This is a genomic window from Streptomyces sp. NBC_00457, from assembly GCF_036014015.1.
Classification (GTDB): domain Bacteria; phylum Actinomycetota; class Actinomycetes; order Streptomycetales; family Streptomycetaceae; genus Streptomyces.
Window position 1 is genome coordinate 6,000,479 of sequence record NZ_CP107905.1, and the last position, 26,417, is coordinate 6,026,895.

At 70.0% G+C, this 26,417-nt stretch carries 27 protein-coding genes and 1 riboswitch; of the genes, 12 read left to right on the forward strand and 15 right to left on the reverse strand.

Annotated elements, in window-relative coordinates:
- The first annotated feature begins 181 nt into the window (after positions 1–181).
- Together cdgB and OG828_RS27425 are read left to right on the forward strand one after the other, a co-directional pair.
- A complete protein-coding gene (gene cdgB / locus OG828_RS27420; protein WP_328362336.1) occupies positions 182–1,840 on the forward strand; it encodes a diguanylate cyclase CdgB in 1,659 nt (552 codons plus the stop codon).
- A gap of 118 nt (positions 1,841–1,958) precedes the next feature.
- Complete coding sequence (locus OG828_RS27425; RefSeq protein ID WP_328502600.1) at positions 1,959–2,936, forward strand: carbohydrate-binding protein; 978 nt, start codon at positions 1,959–1,961, stop codon at positions 2,934–2,936.
- Between the two features lie 3 nt (positions 2,937–2,939).
- Here OG828_RS27425 and OG828_RS27430 read toward each other — a convergent pair whose 3' ends face one another.
- The 3 genes from OG828_RS27430 to OG828_RS27440 form a co-directional block, all read right to left on the reverse strand.
- The gene (locus tag OG828_RS27430; protein ID WP_328502601.1) at positions 2,940–3,869 is read right to left on the reverse strand and encodes a 1-phosphofructokinase family hexose kinase; all 930 of its coding nucleotides are present in this window, start codon (positions 3,867–3,869) and stop codon (positions 2,940–2,942) included.
- Between the two features lie 131 nt (positions 3,870–4,000).
- The gene (nagA, locus tag OG828_RS27435; RefSeq protein ID WP_328502602.1) at positions 4,001–5,212 is read right to left on the reverse strand and encodes an N-acetylglucosamine-6-phosphate deacetylase; all 1,212 of its coding nucleotides are present in this window, start codon (positions 5,210–5,212) and stop codon (positions 4,001–4,003) included.
- Positions 5,212–6,156 (reverse strand): ROK family protein, encoded by a 945-nt coding sequence (locus OG828_RS27440; protein ID WP_328502603.1) that lies wholly within the window; start codon positions 6,154–6,156, stop codon positions 5,212–5,214. The genes nagA and OG828_RS27440 overlap by 1 nt, the downstream gene beginning before the upstream one ends.
- 175 nt (positions 6,157–6,331) lie before the next feature.
- On the opposite strand from OG828_RS27440, the gene OG828_RS27445 reads away from it, so the two are divergent.
- The 3 genes from OG828_RS27445 to otsB all read left to right on the forward strand — a co-directional run bounded on the left by OG828_RS27445 (position 6,332) and on the right by otsB (position 8,762).
- A complete protein-coding gene (locus OG828_RS27445) occupies positions 6,332–7,549 on the forward strand; it encodes an extracellular solute-binding protein (RefSeq protein ID WP_328372211.1) in 1,218 nt (405 codons plus the stop codon).
- Between the two features lie 41 nt (positions 7,550–7,590).
- Entirely contained in the window at positions 7,591–7,818 is a 228-nt protein-coding gene (locus tag OG828_RS27450) for a DUF3263 domain-containing protein (protein WP_328362349.1), read from the forward strand.
- Between the two features lie 107 nt (positions 7,819–7,925).
- On the forward strand, positions 7,926–8,762 hold the full coding sequence (otsB, locus tag OG828_RS27455) for a trehalose-phosphatase (protein ID WP_328502604.1): 837 nt from the start codon (positions 7,926–7,928) through the stop codon (positions 8,760–8,762).
- Here the strand turns inward: otsB and OG828_RS27460 are convergent.
- Positions 8,730–10,139, reverse strand: a complete 1,410-nt coding sequence (locus tag OG828_RS27460) for an alpha,alpha-trehalose-phosphate synthase (UDP-forming) (RefSeq protein WP_328502605.1) — start codon at positions 10,137–10,139, stop codon at positions 8,730–8,732. The genes otsB and OG828_RS27460 overlap by 33 nt on opposite strands.
- Positions 10,140–10,226: 87 nt before the next feature.
- Positions 10,227–11,171: a glucosyl-3-phosphoglycerate synthase gene (locus OG828_RS27465; protein WP_328372213.1), complete on the reverse strand. Its 945-nt coding sequence runs from the start codon at positions 11,169–11,171 to the stop codon at positions 10,227–10,229.
- A 158-nt stretch (positions 11,172–11,329) separates the two neighbouring features.
- A riboswitch (SAM riboswitch) is annotated at positions 11,330–11,487 on the forward strand.
- Positions 11,488–11,505: 18 nt separating this feature from the next.
- Here OG828_RS27465 and thrC point away from each other — a divergent pair.
- The 5 genes from thrC (at position 11,506) to OG828_RS27490 (ending at position 17,422) form a co-directional block, all read left to right on the forward strand.
- Entirely contained in the window at positions 11,506–12,789 is a 1,284-nt protein-coding gene (gene thrC, locus OG828_RS27470) for a threonine synthase (RefSeq protein ID WP_328502606.1), read from the forward strand.
- Between the two features lie 88 nt (positions 12,790–12,877).
- Positions 12,878–13,153 (forward strand): MoaD/ThiS family protein, encoded by a 276-nt coding sequence (locus tag OG828_RS27475; protein ID WP_328362361.1) that lies wholly within the window; start codon positions 12,878–12,880, stop codon positions 13,151–13,153.
- Between the two features lie 408 nt (positions 13,154–13,561).
- Positions 13,562–13,768: a cold-shock protein gene (locus tag OG828_RS27480; RefSeq protein ID WP_019057200.1), complete on the forward strand. Its 207-nt coding sequence runs from the start codon at positions 13,562–13,564 to the stop codon at positions 13,766–13,768.
- Between the two features lie 332 nt (positions 13,769–14,100).
- The gene (gene groL, locus OG828_RS27485; RefSeq protein WP_328362365.1) at positions 14,101–15,729 is read left to right on the forward strand and encodes a chaperonin GroEL; all 1,629 of its coding nucleotides are present in this window, start codon (positions 14,101–14,103) and stop codon (positions 15,727–15,729) included.
- A gap of 178 nt (positions 15,730–15,907) precedes the next feature.
- On the forward strand, positions 15,908–17,422 hold the full coding sequence (locus OG828_RS27490; RefSeq protein ID WP_328362368.1) for an MFS transporter: 1,515 nt from the start codon (positions 15,908–15,910) through the stop codon (positions 17,420–17,422).
- A gap of 13 nt (positions 17,423–17,435) precedes the next feature.
- On the opposite strand, the gene OG828_RS27495 is transcribed toward OG828_RS27490, so the two are convergent.
- From OG828_RS27495 to OG828_RS27535, 9 genes are all read right to left on the reverse strand, one after another.
- Positions 17,436–18,005 carry a hypothetical protein gene (locus OG828_RS27495; RefSeq protein WP_328440024.1) on the reverse strand — a complete coding sequence of 190 codons (570 nt, stop codon included), beginning with the start codon at positions 18,003–18,005 and terminating at the stop codon, positions 17,436–17,438.
- A 34-nt stretch (positions 18,006–18,039) separates the two neighbouring features.
- On the reverse strand, positions 18,040–18,291 hold the full coding sequence (locus tag OG828_RS27500; protein ID WP_328362374.1) for a type II toxin-antitoxin system RelE family toxin: 252 nt from the start codon (positions 18,289–18,291) through the stop codon (positions 18,040–18,042).
- Complete coding sequence (locus OG828_RS27505; protein WP_328362377.1) at positions 18,288–18,563, reverse strand: type II toxin-antitoxin system Phd/YefM family antitoxin; 276 nt, start codon at positions 18,561–18,563, stop codon at positions 18,288–18,290. The genes OG828_RS27500 and OG828_RS27505 overlap by 4 nt, the downstream gene beginning before the upstream one ends.
- 90 nt (positions 18,564–18,653) lie before the next feature.
- On the reverse strand, positions 18,654–19,523 hold the full coding sequence (locus tag OG828_RS27510) for a hypothetical protein (RefSeq protein WP_328440025.1): 870 nt from the start codon (positions 19,521–19,523) through the stop codon (positions 18,654–18,656).
- Between the two features lie 219 nt (positions 19,524–19,742).
- Positions 19,743–20,294, reverse strand: a complete 552-nt coding sequence (locus OG828_RS27515) for a DinB family protein (RefSeq protein ID WP_328502607.1) — start codon at positions 20,292–20,294, stop codon at positions 19,743–19,745.
- 82 nt (positions 20,295–20,376) lie between these two features.
- Positions 20,377–21,216, reverse strand: coding sequence for an aldo/keto reductase (locus OG828_RS27520; protein WP_328502608.1), 840 nt, complete (start codon positions 21,214–21,216; stop codon positions 20,377–20,379).
- Between the two features lie 9 nt (positions 21,217–21,225).
- Positions 21,226–22,662, reverse strand: a complete 1,437-nt coding sequence (locus OG828_RS27525; protein ID WP_328502609.1) for a PTS transporter subunit EIIC — start codon at positions 22,660–22,662, stop codon at positions 21,226–21,228.
- 16 nt (positions 22,663–22,678) lie between these two features.
- Positions 22,679–23,614, reverse strand: coding sequence for an N-acetylmuramic acid 6-phosphate etherase (gene murQ / locus OG828_RS27530; RefSeq protein ID WP_328502610.1), 936 nt, complete (start codon positions 23,612–23,614; stop codon positions 22,679–22,681).
- Between the two features lie 75 nt (positions 23,615–23,689).
- Complete coding sequence (locus tag OG828_RS27535; protein ID WP_328362394.1) at positions 23,690–24,607, reverse strand: MurR/RpiR family transcriptional regulator; 918 nt, start codon at positions 24,605–24,607, stop codon at positions 23,690–23,692.
- Positions 24,608–24,662: 55 nt separating this feature from the next.
- On the opposite strand from OG828_RS27535, the gene OG828_RS27540 reads away from it, so the two are divergent.
- A complete protein-coding gene (locus OG828_RS27540; protein WP_328362397.1) occupies positions 24,663–25,067 on the forward strand; it encodes a hypothetical protein in 405 nt (134 codons plus the stop codon).
- A complete protein-coding gene (locus OG828_RS27545) occupies positions 25,064–25,342 on the forward strand; it encodes a DUF4031 domain-containing protein (RefSeq protein WP_328440030.1) in 279 nt (92 codons plus the stop codon). The genes OG828_RS27540 and OG828_RS27545 overlap by 4 nt, the downstream gene beginning before the upstream one ends.
- 3 nt (positions 25,343–25,345) lie before the next feature.
- Here the strand turns inward: OG828_RS27545 and OG828_RS27550 are convergent, their stop codons facing one another.
- On the reverse strand, positions 25,346–26,413 hold the full coding sequence (locus OG828_RS27550; RefSeq protein ID WP_328502611.1) for a GNAT family N-acetyltransferase: 1,068 nt from the start codon (positions 26,411–26,413) through the stop codon (positions 25,346–25,348).
- Between the last annotated feature and the right edge of the window lie 4 nt (positions 26,414–26,417).

The following is a 26,417-nucleotide window of genomic DNA, read 5'->3' on the forward strand; positions in this document are numbered from 1 at the left end:
CCGCTCAATTGTTCATGTTTCGCTGTGACTTGAGTCACAAGAGCCATTAATTGTTGACCCTGTGTACCGAGTGAGCAGCGCGCTGTGATTCAGTGGCGGGAAGCTGCAAGGGCACCACTGATCAAGAAACCGCCGAAGAGAACCCTTGATTCGCTGCCGAGGTCTCGGGGGGAGGGCGAGCATGGAGACCGAGTCGGAGCCGTACGTCCGTCTTGCGACCCTGCGACAGCTGCACCAGGTCATGGCGGACATGAACACGGCACGCAGCCTCGCCGACACACTGCAGACCGTCGCCGACGGCGTCGTGACCGGCCTCGGCTATGAGCTGGCGTGTGTCAACCTGGTCCGGCCGGACGGCGATCTCGTCGTCGCCGCGTTCGCCGGCAACCCCGCCGCCGAGGCGCTCATCACCGGCCGTGTCGGCTCGCGCGAGTCCTGGGAGCGCCGCCTCAGCATGGGCGAGCAGTGGGGCGACCTGGTCTTCATCCCGCACACCGAGGGCTGGGTCCTCGATGACGACGACGTACCGCAGTGGTACACCGACGGGCCCGCGCCCCGCTTCGAGGACGAGTGGCACCCCTCCGACCGGCTCTTCGCGCCCATGCACACCCCGGGTATCCAGGGCGGCTCGTGCGGCGAACTGATCGGCGTGCTCTCCGTGGACCGGCCGCGCAACGGCCGCCGGCCCGGCGCCTGGGGCCGCGAGGCCCTGCAGATGTACGCCTTTCAGGCCGCCATCGCCATCAGCAACGCACGTCTACGCGCGAATATGCAGCGGGCATTGGTCAGGCTCGAACGGGAGCAGCAGGCCCTGCGAGCCAGCGAGGAAAGCTTCCGGCAGGCCTTCGAGTACGCCCCCTCCGGCATGGCCATAGCCGAGATGGGCGGTGACCAGCACGGCCGGATCCTGAGGACCAACGACGCCCTGTGCCGTCTGCTGGGCCGCCCCGCCTCCGCGATGCGCCGCTACTCCTTCTCCGACCTCGTCCATCCCGAGGACATCGGCACGCTGCTGCGGACCTCGGCCGAGGGCGGCCGGGCCGAGCTCAGGCTCGGGCGCCGCGACGGGACGTACGTCTGGGTCTCCCTGCGCAACTCCGTCGTCGCCGACGCCGCCGACGGCCCCCGCTTTCTCCTCACCCACGTCGAGGAGATCGAGGAGCGCAAGCGCCGCGAGCTCCAGCTCGCCCACCGCGCCTCCCACGACTCCCTCACCGGCCTGCCGAACTCCGCCGAGCTGCGCGCCCGGCTCTCCTCCCGCCTCTGCCAGCGCCCCACCCACCCCGGCGCCCTCGAACCCGTCGACGCGGCCTTCGGTCATCCCGCCTACGACGCCAACGGCCACGGCTTCGACTTCCGCCCGGGCGGTGGCATCGATGTCTACGACGCCTACGACCACCACGTGCACACCGTCGCCCCCGAGGGCGAGCACGACGACGGCACCAAGGGGCTCGCGGTCCTCTTCTGCGACCTCGACGGCTTCAAGTCGATCAACGACCGGTTCGGGCACAATGCGGGCGACGCGGTGCTCATCGAGGTGGCCAGGCGGCTGTCCCGCGGCGTCCGCGACGGCGACACCGTCGCCCGGCTCGGCGGTGACGAGTTCGTCGTCCTCGCCGACGGCCTCGGGAGCGCGGACGCGGCGGACCTCGCGGCCCGGCTGCGCAGCGAAATCATCCAGCCGATCCGGGTCGACGGCCGCGCCATGCGGGTCGGCGCCAGCTTCGGAATCGGGTGGGCACACTGCGGGATGACGGCGGACGAGGTGTTGAAGTCCGCTGACGAGCGGATGTACGTCGAGAAACGATCGCGTCCCAAACAGCACAGACGCGCCGGATGACTCCAGGTCAGTGAGTTGATGCGACCGGAGTCACCCGTTTGGGCCTCGCGGAGCGGGTAGGCTCGCCATTCTGACCCATGCACTGCATCCGCACCGCACCTGTTGAGGAGACCTAGGGATGACGCCCGGCAACAACGGCGCGAGCACGCCCGAGGACGACGACCCGTTCGGCTATCTCTACGCCGACGGTCAGGCCAACGGCGCCCAGCCGCCCTCCGGCGGTTACGGCTACCCCGGCTCCGTCGGCTCCGTCAACAGAGCGGCGCGCTCGGTCGGCCAGCGCCATTACGGCCAGCAGGCACCCGCCCCCACGGCACCCACCGCGCAGTACGGCCAGACCGTGCCCCAGCAGCAGGGCGCGTACGGCCAGCCGAGCGCCCACTACGCCGCGCCGGAGACGTTCCCCGGCGGTGGGGGTCCCACGTCTCCGCAGCAGCCGTCGTACAGCGACGGCGGCGGTGGGCGCGGGCGCGGCCCGAACACCAAGGGGCTGCTGATCGGCGCGGTCGCGGTGGTCGCCGCGGTCGTGATCGGGATCAGCCTGGCGATGATGAACAGCGACGGCGACGACAATGCCGACGGCGGCGGTGCCTCCAGCTCGCCGTCCGCCGAGCAGAGCGCGGAGCCGAGCCAGTCGGCGAGCGGCGACGCCGGCAACGAGGTGGAGCTGCCGACGCGCGACGCCAAGGCCTTGCAGTTGGGCGGCGGAGCGATCTTGGCGTCGGACGTCAAGGGTGCCAAGGCCGACGGCGGCGTCTACGTCAATGGCTTCAACGCGGTCGGCGCCTCGGTCACGTGGACCGTCAACGGCATCCCGAAGTCCGGCAAGTACACGCTGTACACGGGCTACAGCGTCCCGGGCAAGGACCAGAACGCCACCCTCACGGTCAACGGCACGCCCTCGACCACGGGCGTCGAGCTGAAGAACTGGGCAGGCGCTCCAGAGGGCGACTTCGAGAAGGGCTGGACGAAGACGTACAACTACGTCCAGCTCAACAAGGGCACCAACACCATCAAGATCTCCTGCGAGCAGGGCAACCAGTGCGACGCCCTCCTCGACCAGGTGTGGCTGGTCGAGGGCTGGGTCAAGTCCTGATCGTCAGGCCGCGCTGACCTCCCCGGTCACCGCCACCCGCCCCACCAGCTCCTCGTACGCCCTTCGGTCGAACTCGCCCGCCGCCGGCGCCATGACGGTCGCCGCCGACAGGGCGATCGCCCGGACCAGTCGGTCCGGCCACGGCAAGTGCTCGACGAGGCCCGACAGCAGGCCCGCGACCGCGGAGTCGCCCGCGCCGGTCGGGTTGCCGTGCACCGGGGCGGGCGGGGCCGCGCGCCAGCGGCCCTCCGGAGTCACCGCGAGCAGTCCCTCCGGGCCCAGCGACGCGACGACCGCGTGGGCGCCGCGACGGCGGGCGTCCTGCGTGGCGCGGAACGGCTCGTGGGAGCCGGTGAGTTCGGCGAGTTCGTCGGCGTTGGGCTTGATCAGATCGGGGCGGGCGGCGACTCCGCGGCGGAGCGGTTCACCGCTGGTGTCGAGGAGGACCGGGACGCCCGCCGCCCTCGCGTCCCGGATCAGTCCCGCATACGCGCCCACCGGCACGCCCGGCGGCAGGCTCCCGCACAGGGCCACCGCGGAGGCCGACGGGAGCAGATCCTCGTATGCCTCCTGGAAGGCGGACCACTCGGCGGGGGTGATGACCGGGCCGGGCTCGTTGAGCTGGGTCGTGTCGCCGGTCTGTTCGTCCACGACGGCTATCGTGCGGCGGGTCGGGCCGGAGATCGGGACGAGGGCGTCCACCAGGCCCGGTGTGGTGGTGAGTCGGTCCTGGACGACGCGGCCCGTCGCGCCGCCCGTGAAGCCGGTGACCGTCACCTCGTGGCCGAGGGCGGCGAGTACGCGGGCCACGTTGAGGCCTTTGCCTCCCGGGCGTTCGGTCACCTCGGTCACCCGGTGCGAGGTGTGCGGCCGTAGTGCCCGTACGCGGTAGGTGATGTCGAGAGCGGTGTTCAGCGTGACCGTGAGGATCACCTGGGCCGACCTCCCCCGATGGATGCGGAATGCCGCGTGCCGTCTGTCTGTCCGGATGTCAGATCATGCCAAAGAGACGGCCGCCGAGCCCAGTCCCGGGTCGGCCACCGTCTCGCTGACTGCCGGACGGATCAGCCCAGTTGGGGATTCACTACCCATTCGCCCCTGCGCATGACGCCCTTGAGCTCGAAGTCCGTGTCGAGGATCACCAGGTCGGCGTACTTGCCCGGCTCCAGCGAGCCGATCGTGTCGTACATCCCAAGCAGCCTGGCCGGGTTGGCGGACAGGGCCGTGACCGTGTCCTCCACCGGGAGGCGGTCGATCGTCACCGCGCGCTTGAAGGCGCGGTCCAGGGTGAGGGTGGAGCCGGCGATCGAGCCGCCCTCCACCAGCCGGGCCACGCCCTCGCTGACCTCGACCTCCAGCGGGCCGAGCATGTAGCGGCCGTCGCCGAAACCGGCCGCGTCCATCGCGTCGGTGATGAACGCCACGCGGCTCGCTCCCGCGTGGTGGAAGGCGAGTTGGAGGGAGGCGGGGTGGAGGTGCGTGCCGTCGTTGATCAGCTCGACGGTGATGCGGTCGTCCTCCAGGAGCGCGGCGATCGGGCCCGGCGACCTGTGTCCCAGCGTCGGCATCGCGTTGAAGAGGTGCGTCGCGACCGTCGCGCCCGCCTCGATCGCCTCCACCGTCTGCTCGTACGTCGCGTCCGTGTGGCCGATCGCCGCGATGACGCCGTGCTCGGCCAGCAGTCTCACGGAGTCGATGCCGCCCGGGAGTTCGGTCGCGAGCGTGACCATCTTCGCCTTGCCGCGCGCCGCGTCGATCAGTTTGCGGACCTCCGCGGGGTCCGGGTCCCGCAGCAGTTCCTCGGAGTGCGCGCCCTTGCGGCACGGGGAGATGAACGGGCCCTCGAAGTGGATGCCGGCGATGTCGCCCTGCTCGGCGAGTTCGCTGAGCAGGCCCGCGCGCTGGACCAGGAAGTCCATGTCGCCGGTGACGGTGGAGGCGACGAGGGTGGTGGTGCCGTGCAGGCGGTGGGTGTGGATGCCGGTGACTACGTCGTCCGGGGTGCCTGAGGTGAACGAGGCTCCGCCTCCGCCGTGGTTGTGGATGTCGACGAAGCCGGGGAGTAGCCAGTGGTTGGTTACGTCGATTACCTGGGCGTTCTCCGGGGCCGTTGCGGCGATTCGCGTGCCGTCGACGATTACTGAGCCGTCTTTGACGGTTCCTGTGGGCATGACCACGTTGGCACCGGACAGGACGAGGGGGGCCTTCGCCGTCGCGGGCTGCGGGCCGGTGGGGGCTTGTCGCGCAGTTCCCCGCGCCCCTGAGGGGGTTGCCATCAGGTCGTTACCTCCGTGCGGTCAGTTGTGTCTAGGAGATCCCAGGCCAGGAGTCCGGCACCGAGGCAACCAGCCGTGTCCCCAAGGGCCGCGGGGACGATTTCCGGCAGTTTCTGGAAGGTCACGCGTTGCTTCACCGCGTCCCGCAGCGGTGTGAACAACGTTTCCCCCGCCTCGGCCAGGCCGCCACCGATGATGAGGGTGCGGGGGTCCAGCAGGGTGAGGGCGGTGGTCAGGCCGTCGGCCAGGGCGGAGATGGCGTCCTGCCAGATGGCGAGGGCCTTGGGGTCGCCGGAGGTCATGGCCTTGGCGCAGTCCGCCGCGTCCGCGTCGGGGTTTCCGGAGGCGTCGGCCCATGCGCTGCTCACGGCCGCCGCCGAGGCGTACCGCTCCAGGCAGCCGCACTGACCGCATGGACAGGGGGCCCCTGCCGGTCGTACGACGATGTGGCCGATCTCGCCCGCGAAGCCGTGCGCGCCCGACTCCACGCGGCCCTCGATGCCGATCGCGCCCGCTATGCCGGTGCCGAGGGCGACGAAGAGGAAGCGGTCGGTGCCCTGGCCCGCGCCGATGCGGCCCTCGGCGAGGCCGCCGGTGCGGACGTCGTGGCCGAGGGCGACGGGGACGTTGCCGATGCGGGCGGTGAGCAGGTCGCGCAGGGGTACGTCGCGCCAGCCGAGGTTGGCCGAGTAGGCGGCGATGCCGTGTTCCTCGTCGACGATGCCGGGGACGGCGACTCCGGCGGCGGCCGCGGGCTCGCCGAAGGCCTGGTCGCCGTACGCGTGTAGCTCCGCGGCGAAGTCGAGGATGTGCTCGACGACGGCCCCGGGTCCGCGCTCGCGGCCGGTGGCGCGGCGGGCCCGGTGCAGCAGCTCGCCCTTCGCCCCTACCAGGGCGGCCTTCATCCCGGTGCCGCCCACGTCGAGGGCGATGACATGTCTCACGGGGACAGTGTGGCCCGTGGACCCGCAAGAGGTCTAGTCCACTTGCGTGGTGTAGACCTTATGGCTACGTATCGAAAGTTTTCGCGATGGTGACGCGCGATCGCGAAGGTGGGGCAGGAGAGCTGTGCAGGGGCGGAAGAGGACAGGGGCGATCGCGGTGGTGTCCGCTCTGGGCATGACGGCGGTGCTCGGCGGCTGCGGCCTCGGCGACGACGCGGACGAGGTGACCCTGAAGCTGGTCGCGGCCGACTACGGCGACAGCGCGGCCAACAGCTCCGAGAAGTACTGGGGCAAGCTGGTCGAGGAGTACGAGGCCGCCCACCCCGGGGTGAAGATCCAGGTCAGCGTCTACTCCTGGAACGACGTCGACCGCAAGGTCAAGGAGCTCGCCGACGCCGGCAAGGCCCCGGACATGGCGCAGATCGGCGCGTACGCCGACTACGCGGAAAAGGGCCTGCTCTACCGCGCCGACGACCTGCTCTCCATCGCCACCCAGGCCGGCTTCGCCTCCCAGCTCGCGAAGGCGGGGCAGGTGAACGGGATGCAGTACGGCATGCCCTTCGCCGCCTCCACCCGGCTGCTGTTCTACAACAAGGACCTCTTCAAGAAGGCCGGCCTCACCCCGCCGACCACCTGGGACGAGCTCGCCGCCGACGCCGCGGCGCTGAAGGCGGACGGGGTGAAGTACCCGTACGCCCTGCCGCTGGGGCCGGAGGAGGCGCAGGCCGAGACGATGCAGTGGCTGCTCAGCGGCGGGGGCGGCTACACCGACGGCTACGGCACCTACGGCATCGACTCCGCGCAGAACGTCGACACCTTCACCTGGCTCAAGGACGAACTCGTCGACAAGGGCCTGACCGGGCCCGTCGCGCCGGGCGAGCTGAACCGCGCCGACGCGTTCGCCGCGTTCGCCAAGGGGGACGTCGGCATGCTCAACGGGCACCCCTCGCTGATGCATATCGCCGGGAAGCAGGGCGTGAAGTTCGGCATGGTGCCGATGCCCGGCGTCGACGGTGAGAGCGACGCCACGATGGGGGTCGCCGACTGGATGACGGCGTTCAAGAAGAACGGGCACGCCGAGGAGGTCGGCGACTTCCTCGACTTCGTGTACGACGAGAAGAACGTGCTGGACTTCTCGCGTGAGTACGACCTGCTGCCGGTCACGACGGACGCGTCCGCGACGATGACGGGGGCGAAGCAGGACGCCGATCTCAAGCCGTTCCTCGACGAGTTGCCGCTCTCCGAGCTGTATCCCGTCGGCAAGACCTCCTGGGCCGAGGTCAGCGCGGCCGTCAAGGAGCGGATCGGGCAGGCCGTGGCATCCGGCGGCAATCCGTCGGCGGTGCTGAAGCAGTTGCAGGCGACGGCGGATTCGGCCGCGAGCTCCGAGTGAGGCCGGCTCCGCTGTCAGTGGCGGGGGATAGCGTGCGGGGTATGGAGCAGTTGGGCCGCAGGGAGCGGGACATCCTTGCGCTCGAGCGCCGGGGTTTTCCGGGGCCGGGGGCGAAGGAGCGGGCGATACGGGAGGAGCTGGGGTTGGCGCCGGTGCGGTATTTCCAGCTGTTGAATGCGCTGCTGGATGACCCTCGGGCGCTTGCTCATGACCCGGTGACCGTGAATCGGCTGCGGCGGGTGCGGGATGCGCGGCGGGCGGAACGGTGAGGGGTCCGTCGGCATGTGTTCGTCTGCGGGGCGGTGGGGGCTGGTCGCGCAGTTCCCCGCGCCCCTAAAGGGGCGTTGCAGTCGGCCTCTCTGGATAGGGTTGCCCTATGGGTAGCCCCGCGGATTCCTTGTCGACCCCCGTCACCCAAGCCGGCCGCGCCGGTCTCGCCGCTATCCTCCAGCGGCCCGGCGCGGCGATGATCGCTCTTGACTTCGATGGGACGCTCGCGCCGATCGTGGCGGATCCGGAGCGGGCGCGGGCGCATCCGGGGGCGGTGCCGGTGTTGGCCGCGCTGGCGCCGAAGGTGGCCGGTGTTGCGGTGATCACCGGGCGCCCGGCGGAGGTCGCCGTCCGGTACGGCGGCTTCTCCGGGGTTGCCGGGCTGGAACATCTCGTGGTCCTCGGCCACTACGGTGCCGAGCGCTGGGATGCCGTCACTGATGCCGTCACCGCCCCTCCGGCGCATCCCGGGGTCGCCGCCGTCCGCGCGGAGCTGCCGCCGCTTCTGGACGGGACCAACGCCTGGGTCGAGGAGAAGGGTGGCCAGGCCGTCGCCGTGCACACGCGCCGTGCCGACGATCCCCAGGCCGCCTTCGAGGCACTCCGCGAGCCGCTCGCTGACCTCGCCACCCGCAACGGCCTGATCGTCGAGCCGGGTCGCCTGGTCCTCGAACTCCGCCCGCGGGGCATGGACAAGGGTGTGGCCCTGACCGACCACGCTCGCGACATCGGCGCCGAGTCCGTCCTCTACGCCGGCGACGACCTCGGCGACCTTCCCGCCTACGCCGCCATCGACAAGCTCCGCTCCGACGGCACCCCCGGCCTGCTGGTGTGCAGCGGCAGCGACGAGGTGACCGAGCTGAGGGAACGGGCGGACGTGGTGGTGGACGGTCCGGCGGGGGTCGTGCGACTACTGGCGGAGCTGGCGGCCCGTATCGGGTAGGGCGTTCAGCTGATCCAGGAACCACTGCGCCGGCGGCAGTGCAGTCGCTGCCGCCGCCAGCCGCTTCGTCCGCTCGCCCCGCTCCCCGGCCGGCATCGTCAACGCCTCGTACAACGCCTCGGCCGTGCCCGTCACGTCGTACGGGTTCACGGTGATCGCGTCCTCGCCCAGCTCCTCGTACGCCCCCGCCTCCCGCGAAAGCACCAGTACGCAGCCCTCGTCGGAGACGACCGGCATCTCCTTGGCGACCAGGTTCATGCCGTCGCGGATCGGGTTGACGAGGGCTACGTCCGCGAGCCGGTAGGCAGCCAGAGAGCGGGCGAAGTCGTCCTTCACGTGCAGCACGACCGGCGTCCAGTCCGGTGTTCCGTACGCGGAGTTGATCTCCTCCGCGACCCGCTGCACCTCGGCCGTGTACTCCCGGTAGACGGCGAGATCCTGCCGCGACGGATACGCGAACGCGACATGGACGACCCGCCCGCGCAGCTCGGGGTGGTCGTCGAGGAGCTGCCGGTACGCCAGCAGGCCGCGCACGATGTTCTTGGACAGCTCGGTGCGGTCGACCCGGACGATGGTCTGGCGGCCCGGGCCGATCTCGGCCCGCAGCGCGGCCATCCGTTCCTCGACGTCGGTCTCGTGCGAGCGCCGGCGCAGGAAGTCGGCGTCGGCGCCCAGCCCGTGCACGCCGATGCGGGTGTCGCCGAGCCCGCCGACGAGGACCTCGGCGCACGCGGTGAACGCGTCGGCCCAGCGGTGGGTGAGGAAGCCCAGCCGGTCGGCGCCGAGCATCCCGCGCAGCACCTGCTCGGCGATGTCGTCCGGCAGCATGCGGAAGTACTCCACCGGCGCCCACGGCGTGTGCGAGAAGTGGCCGATCCGCAGGTCGGGGCGGAGTTCGCGGAGCATGCCCGGCACCAGCGTCAGGTGGTAGTCCTGCACCAGCACCGCCGCTGAGGCCCCCGCCTCCTCGGCCAGCGCCTCGGCGAACGCGCGGTTGTAGCGGACGTACGACTCCCACTGGCGCCGGAACTCCGCGTCGAAGACCGGCTCCAGCGGCGTTTGGTACAGCAGGTGGTGGACGAACCAGAGGACCGAGTTCGCGATGCCGTTGTACGCGTCCGCGTGCACGTCGGCCGGAATGTCCAGCATCCGTACACCGGACTCGCCGACTCCGCGCCGTACCGCCTCGCGGTCGCCGTCGCCGAGGGCCGAGCAGACCCACAGGGCGTCCGCGTCCGACCCGATCGCGGAGAGACCGGACACCAGCCCGCCGCCGCCGCGTTTGGCGTGCAGCGAGCCGTCCTCCCGGACCCCGTACGAGACGGGGCCGCGGTTGGAGGCGACCAGTACCTGCGCAGCACCGAAAGTTGCAGCCATACGCCACAACCTAGCCCAGGCCAGAACCGCTCAAACGTGCGGCTCAGCGGTATACAACCGGCGCGTTCCGTTACGCCACGCGCACGTTTATGCCGCTTTGCGGGACTGGTACTCGGTGATGTCGGCCATCGGAGGCCGTTCCTCCGTATCCACGGAGTAGGTGCGGGGTTCGAATCCGTCCTCGCTCCGTTCGAACTGGGTGAGGGAGGGGCGGATCAGATGGCCGCGGGCCAGCCTGAGCTGGGCCGTGCGGTAGATCGCGGCCGACATCCGGCCCAGGGCCTGGCCGTCCTGGTGCCGGTGCTTGCGGACGCCGATGTCGACCTGGGCGAGGGCGTCCAGGCCCACCAGATGCAGGGCGTCGACCAGCATGCCCAGCTCCACGCCGTAGCCGACGGGGAACGGGAGCTGTTCCAGCAGGGAGCGGCGGGCCGCGTACTCACCGCCCAGCGGCTGGACGAATCCGGCCAGCTGCGGCCAGTGCATGTTCAGCAGGGGGCGGGCCATCAGTTCCGTCACCCGGCCGCCCTGGCCCGCCGCGCCGCCGAGCGGACGGTCGTACATCCCCTTGACGAGGTCGACCTCCGGGTCGGTGAGCAGCGGGCCGACGATGCCGGTGACGAAGTCCGACGAGAACTCCTTCAGGTCCGCGTCGATGAAGCAGACGATGTCACCGCTGGTGACGAGGAGCGAGCGCCACAGGACCTCGCCCTTGCCGGGGACGGCCGGTATGCGCGGCAGGATGTCGTCGCGGTGGACGACCCGGGCGCCCGCGGCGGCGGCCACCTCGGAGGTGCGGTCGGTCGATCCCGAGTCGACTACGACGATCTCGTCGACGAGCGGGACCTGCTGCATGAGGTCGTGACGGATCACGGCGACGATCTCGCCGACCGTCTCCTCCTCGTTGAGCGCGGGCAGCACGACACTGACGGTCTGTCCCGTGGCGCGTTTCGCGGCCAGGATCTTGTGCAGCGGGCGATCGGTCAGGGACCAGGAGCGTGCGCTCAACCAGCGCTCGACTTCTTCCAGCACAGTAAGCGGCTCCTCACTGTCGCGGATCACGACTAGAGGTGTGTGATCCATCTCGCGGTTCGGACGACTATCTCAACTGTCCTGGCCTTCGGTTACAGTCTTGAACAACGCTGATGACCATCGCATGTCGGGGGTCGTTTGCGTCTACAACTAAATACCGCTCATCCAGAGGGGCAGAGGGATACGGCCCGTTGAAGCCCCGGCAACCCTCCAGTCGGTACTCGTAGATCAGTGTTGATCGTTCTCCGCGAGGCTCCCGGCTAGGGAAGGTGCCAAATCCGTCTCACGGCGAGATGCGTCGTGAGGAAGATGAGGAGAAAGGGCCTCGCCTCACATGGCTGCGCAGACAGTTGCAAGCACCACCCCCGCCGTCGACCTCGGCCCCGCCGCGGCGCTCTCGTGCCGCGAATGCGGTCACCGAGTACCCCTCGGCCCGGTCTTCGCCTGCGAGGAGTGTTTCGGCCCGCTCGAGATCGCCTACGACTTCTCGGCCTACGACGCCGAAGAGCTCCGCAAGCAGATCGAGGCGGGACCCGCGAACATCTGGCGGTACGCACCGCTGCTGCCCGTCCCCGCGGACGTGGCCGACAAGCCCAACATCAACCCGGGCTGGACCAAGCTCGTCAAGGCCGACAACCTCGCGCGCGAGCTGGGTGTCGACGCCGGCAAGCTCTTCATCAAGGACGACTCCGGCAACCCGACGCACTCCTTCAAGGACCGCGTCGTCGCCCAGGCCATCGAGGCCGCGCGTGCGTTCAACTTCACCACCCTGTCCTGCTCCTCCACGGGCAACCTGGCCGGTGCGGTGGGCGCCGCGGCGGCCCGCGCCGGCTTCCGCTCCTGCGTGTTCATCCCGCACGACCTGGAGCAGGGCAAGGTCGTCATGGCCGCGGTCTACGGCGGTGAGCTCGTCGGCATCGAGGGCAACTACGACGACGTGAACCGCTTCTGCTCCGAACTGATCGGCGACCCGGCCGGCGAGGGCTGGGGCTTCGTCAACGTCAACCTGCGGCCGTACTACGCGGAAGGGTCCAAGACCCTGGCGTACGAGATCTGCGAGCAGCTCGGCTGGCAGCTGCCCGACCAGCTCGTCGTCCCCATCGCCTCCGGCTCGCAGCTCACGAAGATCGACAAGGGTCTGCAGGAGCTGATCAAGCTCGGGCTCGTCGAGGACAAGCCGTACAAGATCTTCGGCGCGCAGGCCGAGGGCTGCTCGCCGGTGTCCGTCGCCTTCAAGGGCGGGCACGACGTCGTACGGCCGCAGAAGCCGAACACGATCGCCAAGTCGCTGGCGATCGGTAACCCGGCGGACGGTCCCTATGTCCTGGACATCGCTCGCCGTACCGGCGGTGCGGTGGAGGACGTGACGGACGAGCAGGTCGTCGATGCGATCAAGTTGCTGGCGCGGACGGAAGGCATCTTCGCGGAGACCGCCGGTGGCGTGACGGTGGGCGTCGCGAAGAAGCTCATCGAGGACGGTGTCCTCGACCCGACCCTCACCACTGTGGTCCTCAACACCGGTGATGGTCTCAAGACGCTGGACGCGGTGGCCGGTACGGGGCTGACTGCGACCATTCGTCCCAACCTGGAGTCGTTCCGGGACGCTGGTCTCGGCTGAGCTGTTGTTCGTCTGCGGGCCGGTGGGGGCTGGTCGCGCAGTTCCCCGCGCCCCTGAAGGGGCGCTGTACTGACCGGAGGTCCAAGTCATGAGCGTTAGCGTCCGCATCCCTACCATCCTGCGCACCTACACCGGCGGTGCGGCCGAGGTCTCCGCCGAAGGCAGCACCCTCGCCGACGTCATCTCCGACCTGGAGAAGAACCACACCGGCATCGCCGCCCGCATCCTCGACGACCAGGGGAAGCTGCGGCGGTTCGTCAACGTGTACGTCAATGACGACGACGTCCGGTTCGAGCAGGGGCTGGAGACGGCGACGCCGGACGGGGCCGGTGTCTCGATCATTCCGGCGGTCGCGGGCGGCTGAATCACGCATTGTTCATCGAATGGCCCCCTCCGTGAGAGAAGCGGAGGGGGCCATTCTCTATGGTTGAGCACGGTACAGTTGGGGAACCTGCTCGGGCTTTCATGCCGCGCGCATATGAGTTCCGCCCGCACGGCCGACAAGAAGTAGCCAAAGTACGCGGGCCTTTTGCGTCATTCGCTCCCTTTATTGGGTCCGACTTGCCCTGGATTTACACAAATTCTCCCCATTTCGCCGACCGGTCGCGCCCGGATTTCTCGTCCGATTGACCTGTTGCAGACGGCAGTTGGACAGATACATTCAGCCGCGGTCGACGCGTTCCGGCGCACGCCCCCAACCGTGGGGGGTGAGGTCTGACCCGGATCCGCGAAGTGTGGATCTGTGCAAGGGCCAGTAATAGGGGAGTTAGGCATGGCTCAGGGCACCGTCAAGTGGTTCAACGCGGAGAAGGGGTACGGCTTCATCGCGGTCGACGGTGGTGCGGATGTATTCGTCCACTACAGCGCGATTCAGATGGACGGCTACCGCACCCTGGAAGAAGGTCAGCGAGTCGATTTCGAGATCTCGCAGGGCCAGAAGGGGCCGCAGGCGGACATGGTCCGTCTCGCGACCAGCTGAAGCACGCGCCGACTGACTGCAGCGACGTTCTTTGGTTCAACTTCGGAGGGCTCGTTTCCCATGGGGAGTCATGGGTTGCGAGCCCTCCGGCATGTCCGGAGCAGGTCCCGGACCCCTTGTCCCGCCTGAGGATCACTGAGGAGCGCTTGCACTCGGCATGGGCGAGTGCTAATCATTGGCGTTAGCACTCTGAAGGTGAGAGTGACAACCAGGACCGGGTCGGTGAGGCCCGCAGGCCGGGTGGGGCAAGGAACCACAGGCAGGCGAGCCGTCCGTCGCGGGCGCCAGCGCGGTCCGGAGCAATCCACCCCAGTCCGGGAGGACCACTTCACATGGCCAAGATCATCGCGTTCGACGAGGAGGCACGGCGCGGTCTCGAGCGCGGGATGAACCAGCTCGCCGACGCCGTCAAGGTCACCCTTGGCCCCAAGGGCCGGAACGTCGTCCTCGAGAAGAAGTGGGGCGCCCCCACGATCACCAACGATGGTGTTTCCATCGCCAAGGAGATCGAGCTCGAGGACCCGTACGAGAAGATCGGCGCCGAGCTGGTCAAGGAAGTCGCCAAGAAGACGGACGACGTCGCCGGCGACGGTACGACCACGGCGACCGTGCTCGCTCAGGCCCTGGTCAAGGAAGGCCTGCGCAACGTAGCCGCAGGCGCCAACCCGATGGCCCTCAAGCGCGGTATCGAGAAGGCCGTCGAGGCCGTCTCCGCTGCCCTGCTCGACCAGGCCAAGGACGTGGAGACCAAGGAGCAGATCGCTTCGACCGCCTCCATCTCCGCCGCCGACACCCAGATCGGCGAGCTCATCGCCGAGGCCATGGACAAGGTCGGCAAGGAAGGCGTCATCACCGTCGAGGAGTCCCAGACCTTCGGTCTGGAGCTGGAGCTCACCGAGGGTATGCGCTTCGACAAGGGCTACATCTCGGCGTACTTCGCCACCGACATGGAGCGTATGGAGGCCGTCCTCGACGACCCGTACATCCTGATCGCCAACTCCAAGATCTCCTCGGTCAAGGACCTGCTCCCGCTCCTGGAGAAGGTCATGCAGTCGGGCAAGCCGCTGCTGATCATCGCCGAGGACGTCGAGGGCGAGGCTCTGTCGACCCTGGTCGTCAACAAGATCCGCGGCACCTTCAAGTCCGTCGCCGTCAAGGCTCCGGGCTTCGGTGACCGCCGCAAGGCCATGCTCGGCGACATCGCCATCCTCACGGGCGGCGAGGTCATCTCCGAGGAGGTCGGCCTCAAGCTGGAGAACGCGACCCTGGACCTCCTGGGCCGCGCCCGCAAGGTCGTCATCACCAAGGACGAGACCACCATCGTCGACGGCTCCGGCTCCGCCGACCAGGTCGCCGGCCGGGTCAACCAGATCCGCGCCGAGATCGAGAACAGCGACTCGGACTACGACCGCGAGAAGCTCCAGGAGCGTCTGGCGAAGCTGGCCGGCGGCGTGGCCGTCATCAAGGCCGGTGCCGCCACCGAGGTCGAGCTCAAGGAGCGCAAGCACCGCATCGAGGACGCCGTTCGCAACGCGAAGGCGGCCGTCGAGGAGGGCATCGTCGCCGGTGGTGGCGTGGCCCTGCTCCAGGCCTCCACGGTCTTCGAGAAGCTGGAGCTGGAGGGTGACGAACTGACCGGCGCCAACGCCGTGAAGCTCGCCCTGGAGGCCCCGCTCAAGCAGATCGCCGTCAACGGTGGTCTCGAGGGCGGCGTCATCGTCGAGAAGGTGCGCAACCTGCCCGTCGGCCACGGCCTGAACGCCGCGACCGGTGAGTACGTCGACATGATCGCCGAAGGCATCATCGACCCGGCGAAGGTGACCCGTTCCGCTCTGCAGAACGCCGCCTCCATCGCCGCGCTGTTCCTCACCACCGAGGCCGTCATCGCCGACAAGCCGGAGAAGGCCTCGGCCGGCGCCGGCGCCGGCGGCGGCATGCCGGGCGGTGACATGGACTTCTGATCGACTCCGGTCGATCGCCTGTCCTACGACCGAGGGCGGCACTCCCTGTTCAGCAGGGGGTGCCGCCCTCGGTCGTTTCCGTGCGTTTCCGAGGAGCGAGAGTGCCGCTTGCTTAAGTCAAGCAACTGACTTAAAGTTGCCTTGGTCAAGCTTACTGCGCTCCTACGGAGGCCTCCTCATGTCCGACGCCCTCGCCCGTCCCGCCGAGGCGGCAGGCTCCTCCCCCACTGCCCGAAAGGCGTGGGAGGGGCCCCCATCGCCGAGGCCGAACGCCGTGGTGGCGGTGCTGGCCTTCGCCGGAATCGTCGTCGCGCTGATGCAGACGCTGGTCATCCCGATCGTCCCGGAGCTGCCGAAACTGCTCGACGCCCCCGCGTCGGACACCGCGTGGGCGGTCACGGCGACACTGCTCGCCGCGGCCGTGGCGACGCCGGTCGTCGGCCGGCTCGGTGACATGTTCGGCAAGCGGCGGATGCTGCTGGTCAGTGTCGTGATGCTGATAGCCGGTTCGGTGGTCTGCGCGCTGAGCGAGTCCCTGGTCCCGATGGTCGTCGGCCGGGTCCTGCAGGGCCTCGCCGCCGGCGTGATCCCGCTCGGCATCAGCATCATGCGGGACGAACTCCCCGCCGAACGGCTCGGCTCCGCCACCGCCATGATGAGCGCCTCCCTCGGCGTAGGCGGCGCCCTCGGACTGCCCACCGCCGCGCTCATCGCCGACAACTTCGACTGGCACACGCTGTTCTGGACGTCGGCCGCACTGGGCGTCGTAGCACTCGGCCTGGTGCTGATGCTCGTACCGGAGTCGAAGGTGCGCACCGGCGGACGGTTCGACCTGGTGGGCGGTCTCGGTATGGCCGCGGGCCTGGTCTGCCTGCTGCTGGCGATCTCCAAGGGCGCGGACTGGGGCTGGGGCAGCGCCACCACGATCGGACTGTTCCTGTCGTCCGTCGTCGTCCTGCTGCTGTGGGGCTGGTGGGAGCTGCGCACCGAGCAGCCGCTGGTCGACCTGCGCACCACCGCCCGCCGTCAGGTCCTGGTCACCAACCTCGCCTCGATCGCCGTCGGTTTCGCGATGTTCGCGATGTCCCTGGTCCTGCCGCAGCTGCTCCAGCTGCCCGCGCAGACCGGGTACGGCCTGGGCAAGTCCATGCTGATCGCCGGTCTGGTCATGGCACCGTCGGGCCTGGTCATGATGGCGACGGCGCCGGTCTCCGCCGCGGTTTCCAAGGCCCGCGGCCCGAAGGTCACGCTGATGATCGGCGCCCTGATCGTGGCCGCCGGCTACCTCCTCAACATCGTCCTGATGTCCGAGGTCTGGCACTTCGTCCTGGTGTCCTGCGTCATCGGCGCCGGTATCGGCTTCACCTACGGCTCGATGCCCGCGCTCATCATGGCTGCCGTGCCCGCGTCGGAGACGGCCGCGGCGAACAGCCTCAACACCCTGATGCGGTCCATCGGTACGTCGACGGCGAGCGCCATCGCCGGTGTGATCCTGGCCCAGATGACGACGGACTTCGGCGGCTACGCCCTCCCGTCCCAGAACGGCTTCAAGGTCGTCCTGGCCGTGGGCGCCGGGGCGGCGCTGCTGGCCTTCGCGGTGGCCTCGCTGATCCCGCGCCAGCAGGCGGAGCAGGTGGGGGCGGCGCGGGCGGCGTCGGAGCCGGCGGGCGCGGAGACGGCGGTGAAGTCGTAAGGGGCGCCGGTGTTCACAGGTTGCCGAGCGGCTCGATGTCGACGTGCACCGGTGTGCCCCACACGCGCAGCACCTCGTAGTCGGTGAACTCGTGCACCAGCCGGTACGCCATCGCCGGGCGCGGGCCGCGTCGCTGGGCGGCGAGATACAGCTCGGCCTCGCGCCGGTCACGGCGCGGGGTGCCGCACAGCTGCCAGACCTGGCCGTTCCACATCTCCGGCAGCCAGCGCTGCTGCGGCTGCGGACGGTCGTCGCGGACGCCGTACCGGGAGGGGACGGGGGAGACGGACTGAGGGCGAGGCGCCGTTCCGTTGATCTCGGAACGGCGGGCGGCGCGGCGCCTGGTCTCGCAGAGCAGGCACAGATCGGGGGCGCTCTCGTCGACCGGGCCCGTGGGGTGCTCGGGGCAGCGGGTGGCGGGGGCGGCGCCGGTGACGCTCTCGTCGAGGAGGTCCAGGGCACGACGGAGGTCGGCCTTGACCTCGTGGAGGCGGGCGTCGGGGGTGTCGCCGGTGAGCGCCTCGCCGTGCTCGCCGAGGAGGCGGAGGGCGCGGCCGAGGGCGGTTAGCTGGGCGTGGTTCATACGGGGTGGCTCCGGTCGCTTCGGGTGGCCGCGGTCAGGTGCTGCGGCCCACCTTCAGTACGTGGACGGTGACGGTGTCGTCGTCCGGTCGGTACAGCACACGCCACTGTCCAACGTGCAGCCGGTAGTAGCCGGAGCCGCCCAAGGCGCGGGCCGCCTCCGGGCGAGGGTCGTCGGCGAGTGCGCGTACCGCTGCGGCAGTCGCCTTGGCGCCCACGGGGTCGGCGGTGCGGAGCCGCCGGAACTCGTTCATGGCGTGGTTCTCCCACACCACGGCGTACGTCATGAAGCGGCCTCTTGGCGGTCCTCGGTCTCCAGTTGCGCCATGAACTCGTCGTGGAGCATCGATGGACCGGATGGAGCCGCTTCACGAGCTCGTGCTTCGGCGATGTCTGCCTCGTCGCGCAATCGCTGGAGCTCTTCCAGTTCGCTTATCGGGATGAGGGCGGCGGCAGGCTTGCCGTACTCGGTGATCAGGATGTGCTCCTGGCCGTGCCGGACCCGGCCGACCAGCTGGCCGAGCTGGTTGCGGGCTTCCACAAGCGCGTACGTGTCCATGCTGAAACTGTACACACCTGCGAGTGTGTGCGGTGTGTCCATGAGGCTGCTTCTGCGCTGATCCGCGCGGATGTCACTGGGCATAGTCCTTCAATATTTCGGTGCAGAGCGTTGGGAGATTGCGGCGCGGATCCCGGCCGCGTGGGCACGGACTGCGGAGGCGGGCAGAGGTGCGTTGTCGCGCGTCGGCGCGCGCTCACCCCGACATGCGCCGCAGATGCCGCCGGGCAGGGCCTCCGGGCGCCCCGGTGTCCCGCACTTGCCGCACTCCAGGACACGGAGGGGCGGGCGCGCGTCCTCGGGCGGAGGCGGCAGCTTGGCGGTGAGGCGGCTGCGGACCAGGGCCGCCGGGTGGTGGACCGGGGAAGGCAGGCCGGTGGTCAGGGCGTGCAGTACGGCCTCGTCGGTGGCGCCCCGCGCGAACCACTCCGTCACCAGCGGAGCGAGGGCCGCGCAGTCGGCCTCGGAGAGGGACAGGACGGGCGCCGTACGGCCGAGGGCGGCGAGGAGGATGTGGGCGCGGGAACGGGTCGGGCGGGCGCGTTCCGGTGGCGCTTCCTCCGGTACGTCGCCGCGCGCGAAGGTCGCCCACCAGGTGTCGTCACGTGCGGTACGGCTGAACCACGTTCGGGTGATCCAGTGCTGACTGCCGGAGTGTGCGATGTGCTCGCGCCCGCGCCGCAAGTGCCCTGCCTGCTGAAGGTTGTTGAGGGCCGTGCGGAGGGCGCATTGCCCGTACGGCAGCGTCTTGGCCAGCGTCTTTACGGAGATGTCGGCGCCGTCGGGGAGGCGGTCGATGTACGCGGCGATGGCTGCTTCGCGGGGTGGGAGGTGGGCGAAGTCGTGAGCCGTGCGGGGGAGTTGGTCAGGCGCGGAGCGCTTTCCGTAACCCGGATTGGCCATGGGGTGCGGGGAGGCGTGCGCGGGCAGGAAGGCAGCACTAAGCTTGGCATCAGCCATGGGATCGAAATTGTCCTTCGATCTCGTAGGTCAAGCCCCCGCAGGTGTTGCTAGCACCTGGCGGGGGCTGTTTGTCGTTTGGGACGCTAGACGATCGTCACCGTGCGTGGCAAGCCGAACGCGTCAAGTCAACACGCGGGGTGGGAGGGCGGGTTGAGGCCCTCCACCCATTCCTTGAAAAGAGCGCTTGGAGCTGGAGGCTTGAGCTTCGGGGGCGGGTCAGCCCATGCTCTTCGCGCCGTCCAGGGACTCGCGGATGATGTCGGCGTGGCCGGCGTGCTGGGCCGTCTCGGCGATGATGTGCAGCAGCGTCCTGCGGGCCGACCATCGAGCGTCGGCTTCGAACCACGGGGCCTTGGGCAGCGGATGGGCCGCGTTCAGGTCGGGCAGGGCGGCGACCAACTCGTCTGTCCGGCGGGCCACTTCCTCGTACTCCGCCAGCACGCCCTCCAGCGTCTCGCCGGGCAGCATGCGGAACTCGTCGGCCCGTCGCGCATAGTCGGCCTCGGTCATGGCGGTGAAGTCGTCCGTCGGCGAGGGGCCGTTCAGGATGAAGTCCACCCAGTTCCGCTCCGCCGACGTGACGTGCTTGATCAGGCCGCCCAGGCACAGTTCGCTGGCGGTGGTGCGCTGACCGGCCTGTTCGTCGGTGAGGTCGCGGGTGGTGAAGCGCAGGAAGTACCGCTGCTTGGCCAGCGCTTCCAGCAGGTCGGCGCGCTCGTCGGTGGCGGTGGCGGTGGCGGTGGCGGTGGTGTGCGTGGTCTCAGTCATGACGGCCACGCTAGGGGCCCTTTAGGTCAGTTCCTGTCCGCAATGAACGGCACCGGGAAGGCCGGCTGCCGTGAGTTCCTGGTTACGCGGTGTGGAGCTTGTCCAGGCGTGCCATCTGCTCCTCCGTGAGTTCCAGCTCCGCCGCCGCCACGTTCTCCTCCAGGTGAGCCGTCTTCGCCGTCCCCGGAATCGGCAGCATCACCGGCGAGTGTGCGAGGAGCCAGGCCAGCATCACCTGCGTCGCCGTGGCGCCGGTCTCGGTCGCTACGGCGGCGATCTCGGCGGTCGTGTGCGAGGTGCCGTGGGCGACGGGGCGCCACGGGAGGAAGGCGATGTCCGCTGCCTCGCAGGCCTCCAGGACGGGCTCGTGCTCGCGGTCGAGCAGGTTGTAGCGGTTCTGGACGCCGGCGATGTCGGCGACGGTCCGTGCTTCGGCGAGTTCGGTGACCGTGACTTCGGAGAGGCCGATCCGGCCGACCTTGCCCTCGGTCACCAGCTCGCTGAGCGTGCCGACCTGGTCGGTCACCGGGATCTTCGGGTCGATGCGGTGGAGTTGGAGGAGTTCGATGCGGTCGAGGCGGAGTCGGCGCAGGGCCGCGTCGACGCCCGCGCGCAGCCCGGCGGGGCTGGCGTCCTGCTGCCACTCGCCGTCGACCCGGGAGATGCCGACCTTTGTGGCGACGAGGAGGTCATCGGGGTATGGGTGCAGGGCCTCGGCGAGCAGCTCCTCGTTCGCGCCCCAGCCGTACATGTGGGCCGTGTCGATCAGGGTGACGCCGAGTTCGACGGCTCGTCGTGCGACCGCGATCGCTGCGTCTCGGGCGTCCGCCGGTTCGGTGGGTAGGTGCATCGCCCCGAATCCGAGCCGGCCCACCTCTAAATTGCCGCCGATCTGAAATGTGGTCATTGCTGCGGATGACATGCGGCCACGCTACTCGGTCATCTGCGGGCCGGTGGGGGCTGGTCGCGCAGTTCCCCGCGCCCCTTCGGGGGCGCTCAAGCCGCCGAACATGTACGTGGCCGCGAATCCCACCCCGTACCCCGTCACCAGGCCGCCCGCATACACCGCCACCGTCACCGCCCAACCCCCGTCCCCCGCCAGCAGCGGAAACAGTGCCCAGCCCGACGGGCCGATCGCCGTCGCCCCCACCCGCTCCCCGAGCATCGCGAACAGGCCCACGAAGCCGCCGCCCGCTGCCCCGCCCACGCAGGCGGTCAGGAAGGGGCGGCCCAGCGGGAGGGAGACGCCGTAGATCAGGGGTTCTCCGACGCCCAACAGGCCTGCTGGGAGGGCCGACTTGATCGTCGTCCGGATGGAGGTGTCGTGGCGCAGCCGGACGTACACCGCGAGGGCCGCGCCGACCTGGCCCGCGCCGGCCATGGCGAGGATGGGGAGCAGGGTGGTGTGGCCCTGCTGGTCGATCAGGGTCACGTGGACGGGGATGAGGGCCTGGTGGAGGCCGAGCATGACGAGAGGGAGGAAGAGGCCGCCCAGGATCAGGCCGGCGAGCGCGCCGGTCGTCGTGAGGAGCCAGTTCGCGGCGGTGCCGACGGCGGTGGAGATCTCGCCGGCCGCGTACATGAGGCCGTAGAGCGTGGCCAGGCCGGAGAGGAGGACGGTCAGGGTGGGGGTGAGGAGGACGTCGAGGGTCTCGGGGACGCGGGCGCGGCACCACTTCTCGATGTACGTCCCCAGCAGCGCCGCCGCCAGCGCGCCCAGCACTCCGCCCTGGCCGGGAGCGAGGGTGACCCCGAACGCCGTCACCTTCGCCACCCCGGGATACACGACGATCGCCGCCACCGCCCCGCCCAGCACCGGTGTGCCGCCGAACTCCTTCGCCGTGTTGTAGCCGACGAAGACCGAGATCAGGGCCATGAAGGCGGCGGCGATGGCGGTGAGGGCGGGGGTGAGGCCGGGCAGCCAACCGGCGTTCAGGAGCAGGCCGTTGACGCCAGCGAGGATGCCGCAGCCGATGAGGGCGGGGATGAGGGGGACGAAGATGTTTGCGATGCGGCGGAGGGTCTGCTTGAGGGGGGTCGCGTTGCGCTGTCGCTGATTCTCTCTCAACTCACCTCCATATGAAGCCAGTTGAGCAGCCTGCGTCACCAGCGCCTCGAACTCCGGCGTCACCCTCGCCACGACCCCCGGCCCCAGCACGATCTGGTACGTGTCGTCGTCGGCGACCACGCCCAGGACGCCGGGCACGGACCGTACGGCTTCGTCGTCGACCAGGGAGCGGTCGGCGAGGCCCAGGCGGAGGCGGGTCATGCAGTGGGCGACGGAGGTGATGTTCGTGGGGCCGCCGACCAGGGGGAGGAGGGCGGCGGCCGTGCTCGCGGGGGTGTGCGGGGTGTGCGGGGTGTGCATGCGGTGAGCGTGCGGGCTAGCCCCTCGCCGCCGCCAGCGCGGCGCGCAGATGGCCGCCGGACTCCTCCAGAAGGCGGGCGGCCGTCGGGCCGTCTGCGCCGGTGAGGATGGTCAGGATCGCGTTCTTCACCTCGCCGTCCGTGGCCGCCAGCGCGGCCTCGATCTCCTCGTCCGACGCGCCGGTGGCGAGGGCGACGATACGGCGGGAGCGGGCGCGCAGCTTCTCGTTCGAGGCGCGTACGTCGACCATCAGGTTCCCGTACGTCTTGCCCAGCCGGATCATCGTGATCGTCGACAGCATGTTGAGCACGAGTTTCTGCGCCGTGCCCGCCTTGAGGCGGGTGGATCCGGTCACCAACTCCGGCCCTACGACGATCTCGATGCCGTGATCGGCAGCCGCCGCGAGCGCGCTGTCCGCGTTGCACGCCAGGCCGACGGTCAGGGCGCCCAGCTGCCGGGCGTGCTCCACGGCGCCGACGGCGTACGGGGTGCGGCCGGAGGCGGAGACGCCGACGACGGTGTCGAGAGCGGTCAGGCCGAGCCCGTCGAGGTCCCGTCTCGCCAGCTCGGCGGAGTCCTCGGCGCCCTCGACTGAGGTGACCATGGCCGCAGGGCCGCCCGCGATCAGGCCCACGACCTGGGAGGGGTCGGTGTTGAAGGTGGGCGGGCACTCGGAGGCGTCCAGGACACCGAGGCGGCCGGCGGTGCCCGCACCGGCGTAGACGAGCCGGCCGCCACGGGTCATCCGTTCGGCCACGGCATCGATGGCGGCGGCGATCTGCGGGAGTTTCGCGGCGACGGCGGTGGGGACGGTCGCGTCCTCGCCGTTCATCAGCCGCGCGATCTCCAGGGTCGGCAGCTGATCGATCTCGGAGAGTTCGGGCCGGAAGGCTTCCGTGGTCAGCGATTCCAACTCGGCACGGACGTCGCGCTGGGGAGAGGCGGAGGTCATGAGGGGGCGGCTCTTTCACTCAAGGATCACTCGAGGGTCACTCAAGGATCAGGGGCGTCAGGGGCGGACCTACGTCTACCGCGAACCGTTCCGATGCCGATGCGCCAGCGCCTCATAAGACGCCGACAACGCGGGCGCAGCCGTCTCGTACGTCCGCTGTGCGACCCCGATGAACAGGCAGTCCACGACGAGGAGCTGACTCGTGCGGGACGACATCGCGGCGGGCCGCAATTCACTCTCCCGGGCCGTGGACGTCGTCAGCACATGATCCGCGTACTGCGACACCGGACCGTCCGGCCGCCCGGTGATCGCGATCGTCGTGGCCCCGTGCTCGAACGCGACCCTGAGCGGCTCGATGACGTCCCCCGTGGACCCGGAGTGCGTGATCGCGATCGCCACATCACCGCCGCGCAGCTGCACCGCGTTCGTCACGGCGAGGTGCGGATCGCTGTGCGCGTGGGCTATCAGCCCTATCCGCAGCAGCTTCTGGGTGAGGTCCTGCGCCACCAACCCGGACGCTCCGACGCCGTACACATCGGCCCGGCGCGCGGAGGCCAACGCCGCCACCGCGGCCCCCAGCTGCACCGTGTCCAGCCCGGCCGCCGTGTCCGCGAGGGTCTGCTGCTCGTCGTAGGCGAGCTTGGCGACCACGTCGGCGATCGGGTCGTCGACGGCGATGTCGGTGGTGAGCGCGGGTGCGCGCCCGGACTGCTGCTGTGCGGCGAGCCCGGCGAGGGCGAGGCGCAGATCCCGGTAGCCGGGGTAGCCGAGCAGACGGGCGGTGCGGACGACGGTCGCCTCGCTGGTGCCGGTGAGTTCGGCGAGGCCGGTGACCGTGAGGGCGGCGCAGCCGGCCGGGTCCTGGGCGACGGCTTCGGCGACGCGCTGCATGGAACGGGTCATCGAGGGGGCGAGGGTGCGCACCTTGGCCGCGAGAGCGGCGGGCGCGGGGGGCGCGCCGGCTCCGAAAATTTCCTTCACTTCCTGGGTCACTCTTGAAAGATATTTTCGGCGCGGTGTGATGGTCAAGAGTGCGCACAATGGAGGCATGGACCCCACCGACTCCCCCGACTCCTCTGTCAGCCCCCTGGAGCAGGCGTTGCACGCGGCACGCGCCCTCGTGCTCGCCGACCTGATCGCGGGCGATGTCGCCGAGGCGGACGTGGTGTCACTGGTCGAGGAGTCCGTCGTACAGCGGCGCTGGTGGGTGGAGCAGTGGCCGGAGGGCGCGGCGTTCGTGGCCGGGCTGATCGCCCAGGACGTCCAGGACGCGCTGCTGGAGCGGTACGGCCGCTGGCCCCTGTGCCCCGTCTGCGGCTCCGGCGACCCGCACGCCCTCGACGTCGAACCGGAACTCGGGCCCGACCCGCACTGGGTGTGCCACAAGGCGGGCGTGAAGGTCGCCTCCGTCGGCACCCTCGGTTCATCCGCCGGCGGGACCACCTCGTCGTGACCCTCTACATCGACCCGCCCACCTGGCCCGGCCACGGCCGCATGTGGTCCCACCTCGTCAGCGACGTCTCGTACGACGAACTCCACACCTTCGCCGAGGGCTTGGGCGTACCCCGCCGCGCCTTCGAGCGGGATCACTACGACATCCCGTCGCACCGTTACGCGGACGTGGTGGCCGCCGGGGCGGTGGAGGTCAGCAGCCGGGAGGTGGTGCGGCTGTTGCACGGGGCGGGGCTGCGGCGGCCCAAGGGGCGGGGTCAGCCGCGCAGCTCATAGCGGTCAGCCGCGCAGCTCGTAGACGAACAACTCCTCGTCCGCGCCGACCCTTTCGAATCCGGCGCGGGTCACGACACCCTGCGACGGCAGATTGCCCTGGTCGACCTTGGCGATGATCCGCCGGACGTCGTCCCGGGCCAGGGCCCACGCCGACAGGGCGCGCAGCGCCTCCGTGGCGTACCCATGACCGCGGCCGCCCTCGACCAGGTCGTACCCGATCTCCACCATGCCCTCGTCGTCCGGCGCCGCATGAAACCCCATGGCACCGACGGCACGCCCGTCCTCCCGCCGCACCAGCACGAACACCCCGAACTCCGGCCGCAGCAGCCCCTCTTCATACGCCTTCACCAGCATCCCGGAGGCAACGCGGGTCCCCTCGAACGGCTCGCCGTCGACCCACTCGAACCCGCCGTCGCCGCCCGTGTGCAGGTCGGCGGCGGTCGCGGGGGTGACGCCCTCGAGGGTGAGGCGGTCGGTGGGGAGGACCAGGTTGTTGTGCCAGCGCCACTGGGAGACGGGGGCGCGGCCGGGCAGGTCGCCGCGGCCGGTGGCCCACAGCAGGGTGGGCCAGGGCGCGGGGCCGGGGCGGACGTCCGGGAAGAGCGTGGTGAGGACGGACTCACAGAGCTCGGCGGGTGGTTCGTACGACAGGCCGAGCCCCTCGGCGATGTCATGCGTGTGCAGAAGCACCTCCGCGATCCCCATCGCCGCGAAGCCTTCGCGGTTCGCGCTGCGGAAGGGGTACGGGTGGAAGGCGCGCACCTCCCGGGGGGTGCTGCGCAGGGTGGCCACGAACAGCGCGCCGGTCGTCTCGATCACGTCCAGGACGCCGTCGTTGTCGATGCCCTCCTCGGGCATGATCTCGAACGGGATGTACCGGTCCCGCGCGCGTCCGGCGAGCTGGCCCGCGTACGCGATCAGATCCTCGGCGACATGGAACGCGGTGTCACGGCAACTCCAGCTCAGCCCACCCGCCTTGACGCTTTCCCAGTCCCGGTCCGTGGCCGTCCGCAGCAGAGCGACGCAGCTCGCGACGGCTTCCTGTACTTGATCCCCACCCGTGTTCCGCATGCCG

Coding starts and splice junctions, on each gene's coding strand:
- cdgB (WP_328362336.1), top strand. CDS start 182: ATGGAGACCGAGTCGGAGCCGTACGTCCGTCTTGCGACCCTGCGACAG.
- OG828_RS27425 (WP_328502600.1), top strand. CDS start 1,959: ATGACGCCCGGCAACAACGGCGCGAGCACGCCCGAGGACGACGACCCG.
- nagA (WP_328502602.1), bottom strand. CDS start 5,212: ATGGCAACCCCCTCAGGGGCGCGGGGAACTGCGCGACAAGCCCCCACC.
- OG828_RS27445 (WP_328372211.1), top strand. CDS start 6,332: ATGACGGCGGTGCTCGGCGGCTGCGGCCTCGGCGACGACGCGGACGAG.
- OG828_RS27450 (WP_328362349.1), top strand. CDS start 7,591: ATGGAGCAGTTGGGCCGCAGGGAGCGGGACATCCTTGCGCTCGAGCGC.
- otsB (WP_328502604.1), top strand. CDS start 7,926: ATGGGTAGCCCCGCGGATTCCTTGTCGACCCCCGTCACCCAAGCCGGC.
- OG828_RS27460 (WP_328502605.1), bottom strand. CDS start 10,139: ATGGCTGCAACTTTCGGTGCTGCGCAGGTACTGGTCGCCTCCAACCGC.
- thrC (WP_328502606.1), top strand. CDS start 11,506: ATGGCTGCGCAGACAGTTGCAAGCACCACCCCCGCCGTCGACCTCGGC.
- OG828_RS27475 (WP_328362361.1), top strand. CDS start 12,878: ATGAGCGTTAGCGTCCGCATCCCTACCATCCTGCGCACCTACACCGGC.
- OG828_RS27480 (WP_019057200.1), top strand. CDS start 13,562: ATGGCTCAGGGCACCGTCAAGTGGTTCAACGCGGAGAAGGGGTACGGC.
- groL (WP_328362365.1), top strand. CDS start 14,101: ATGGCCAAGATCATCGCGTTCGACGAGGAGGCACGGCGCGGTCTCGAG.
- OG828_RS27490 (WP_328362368.1), top strand. CDS start 15,908: ATGTCCGACGCCCTCGCCCGTCCCGCCGAGGCGGCAGGCTCCTCCCCC.
- OG828_RS27495 (WP_328440024.1), bottom strand. CDS start 18,005: ATGAACCACGCCCAGCTAACCGCCCTCGGCCGCGCCCTCCGCCTCCTC.
- OG828_RS27500 (WP_328362374.1), bottom strand. CDS start 18,291: ATGACGTACGCCGTGGTGTGGGAGAACCACGCCATGAACGAGTTCCGG.
- OG828_RS27505 (WP_328362377.1), bottom strand. CDS start 18,563: ATGGACACGTACGCGCTTGTGGAAGCCCGCAACCAGCTCGGCCAGCTG.
- OG828_RS27510 (WP_328440025.1), bottom strand. CDS start 19,523: ATGGCTGATGCCAAGCTTAGTGCTGCCTTCCTGCCCGCGCACGCCTCC.
- OG828_RS27515 (WP_328502607.1), bottom strand. CDS start 20,294: ATGACTGAGACCACGCACACCACCGCCACCGCCACCGCCACCGCCACC.
- OG828_RS27520 (WP_328502608.1), bottom strand. CDS start 21,216: ATGTCATCCGCAGCAATGACCACATTTCAGATCGGCGGCAATTTAGAG.
- OG828_RS27525 (WP_328502609.1), bottom strand. CDS start 22,662: ATGCACACCCCGCACACCCCGCACACCCCCGCGAGCACGGCCGCCGCC.
- murQ (WP_328502610.1), bottom strand. CDS start 23,614: ATGACCTCCGCCTCTCCCCAGCGCGACGTCCGTGCCGAGTTGGAATCG.
- OG828_RS27540 (WP_328362397.1), top strand. CDS start 24,663: ATGGACCCCACCGACTCCCCCGACTCCTCTGTCAGCCCCCTGGAGCAG.
- OG828_RS27550 (WP_328502611.1), bottom strand. CDS start 26,413: ATGCGGAACACGGGTGGGGATCAAGTACAGGAAGCCGTCGCGAGCTGC.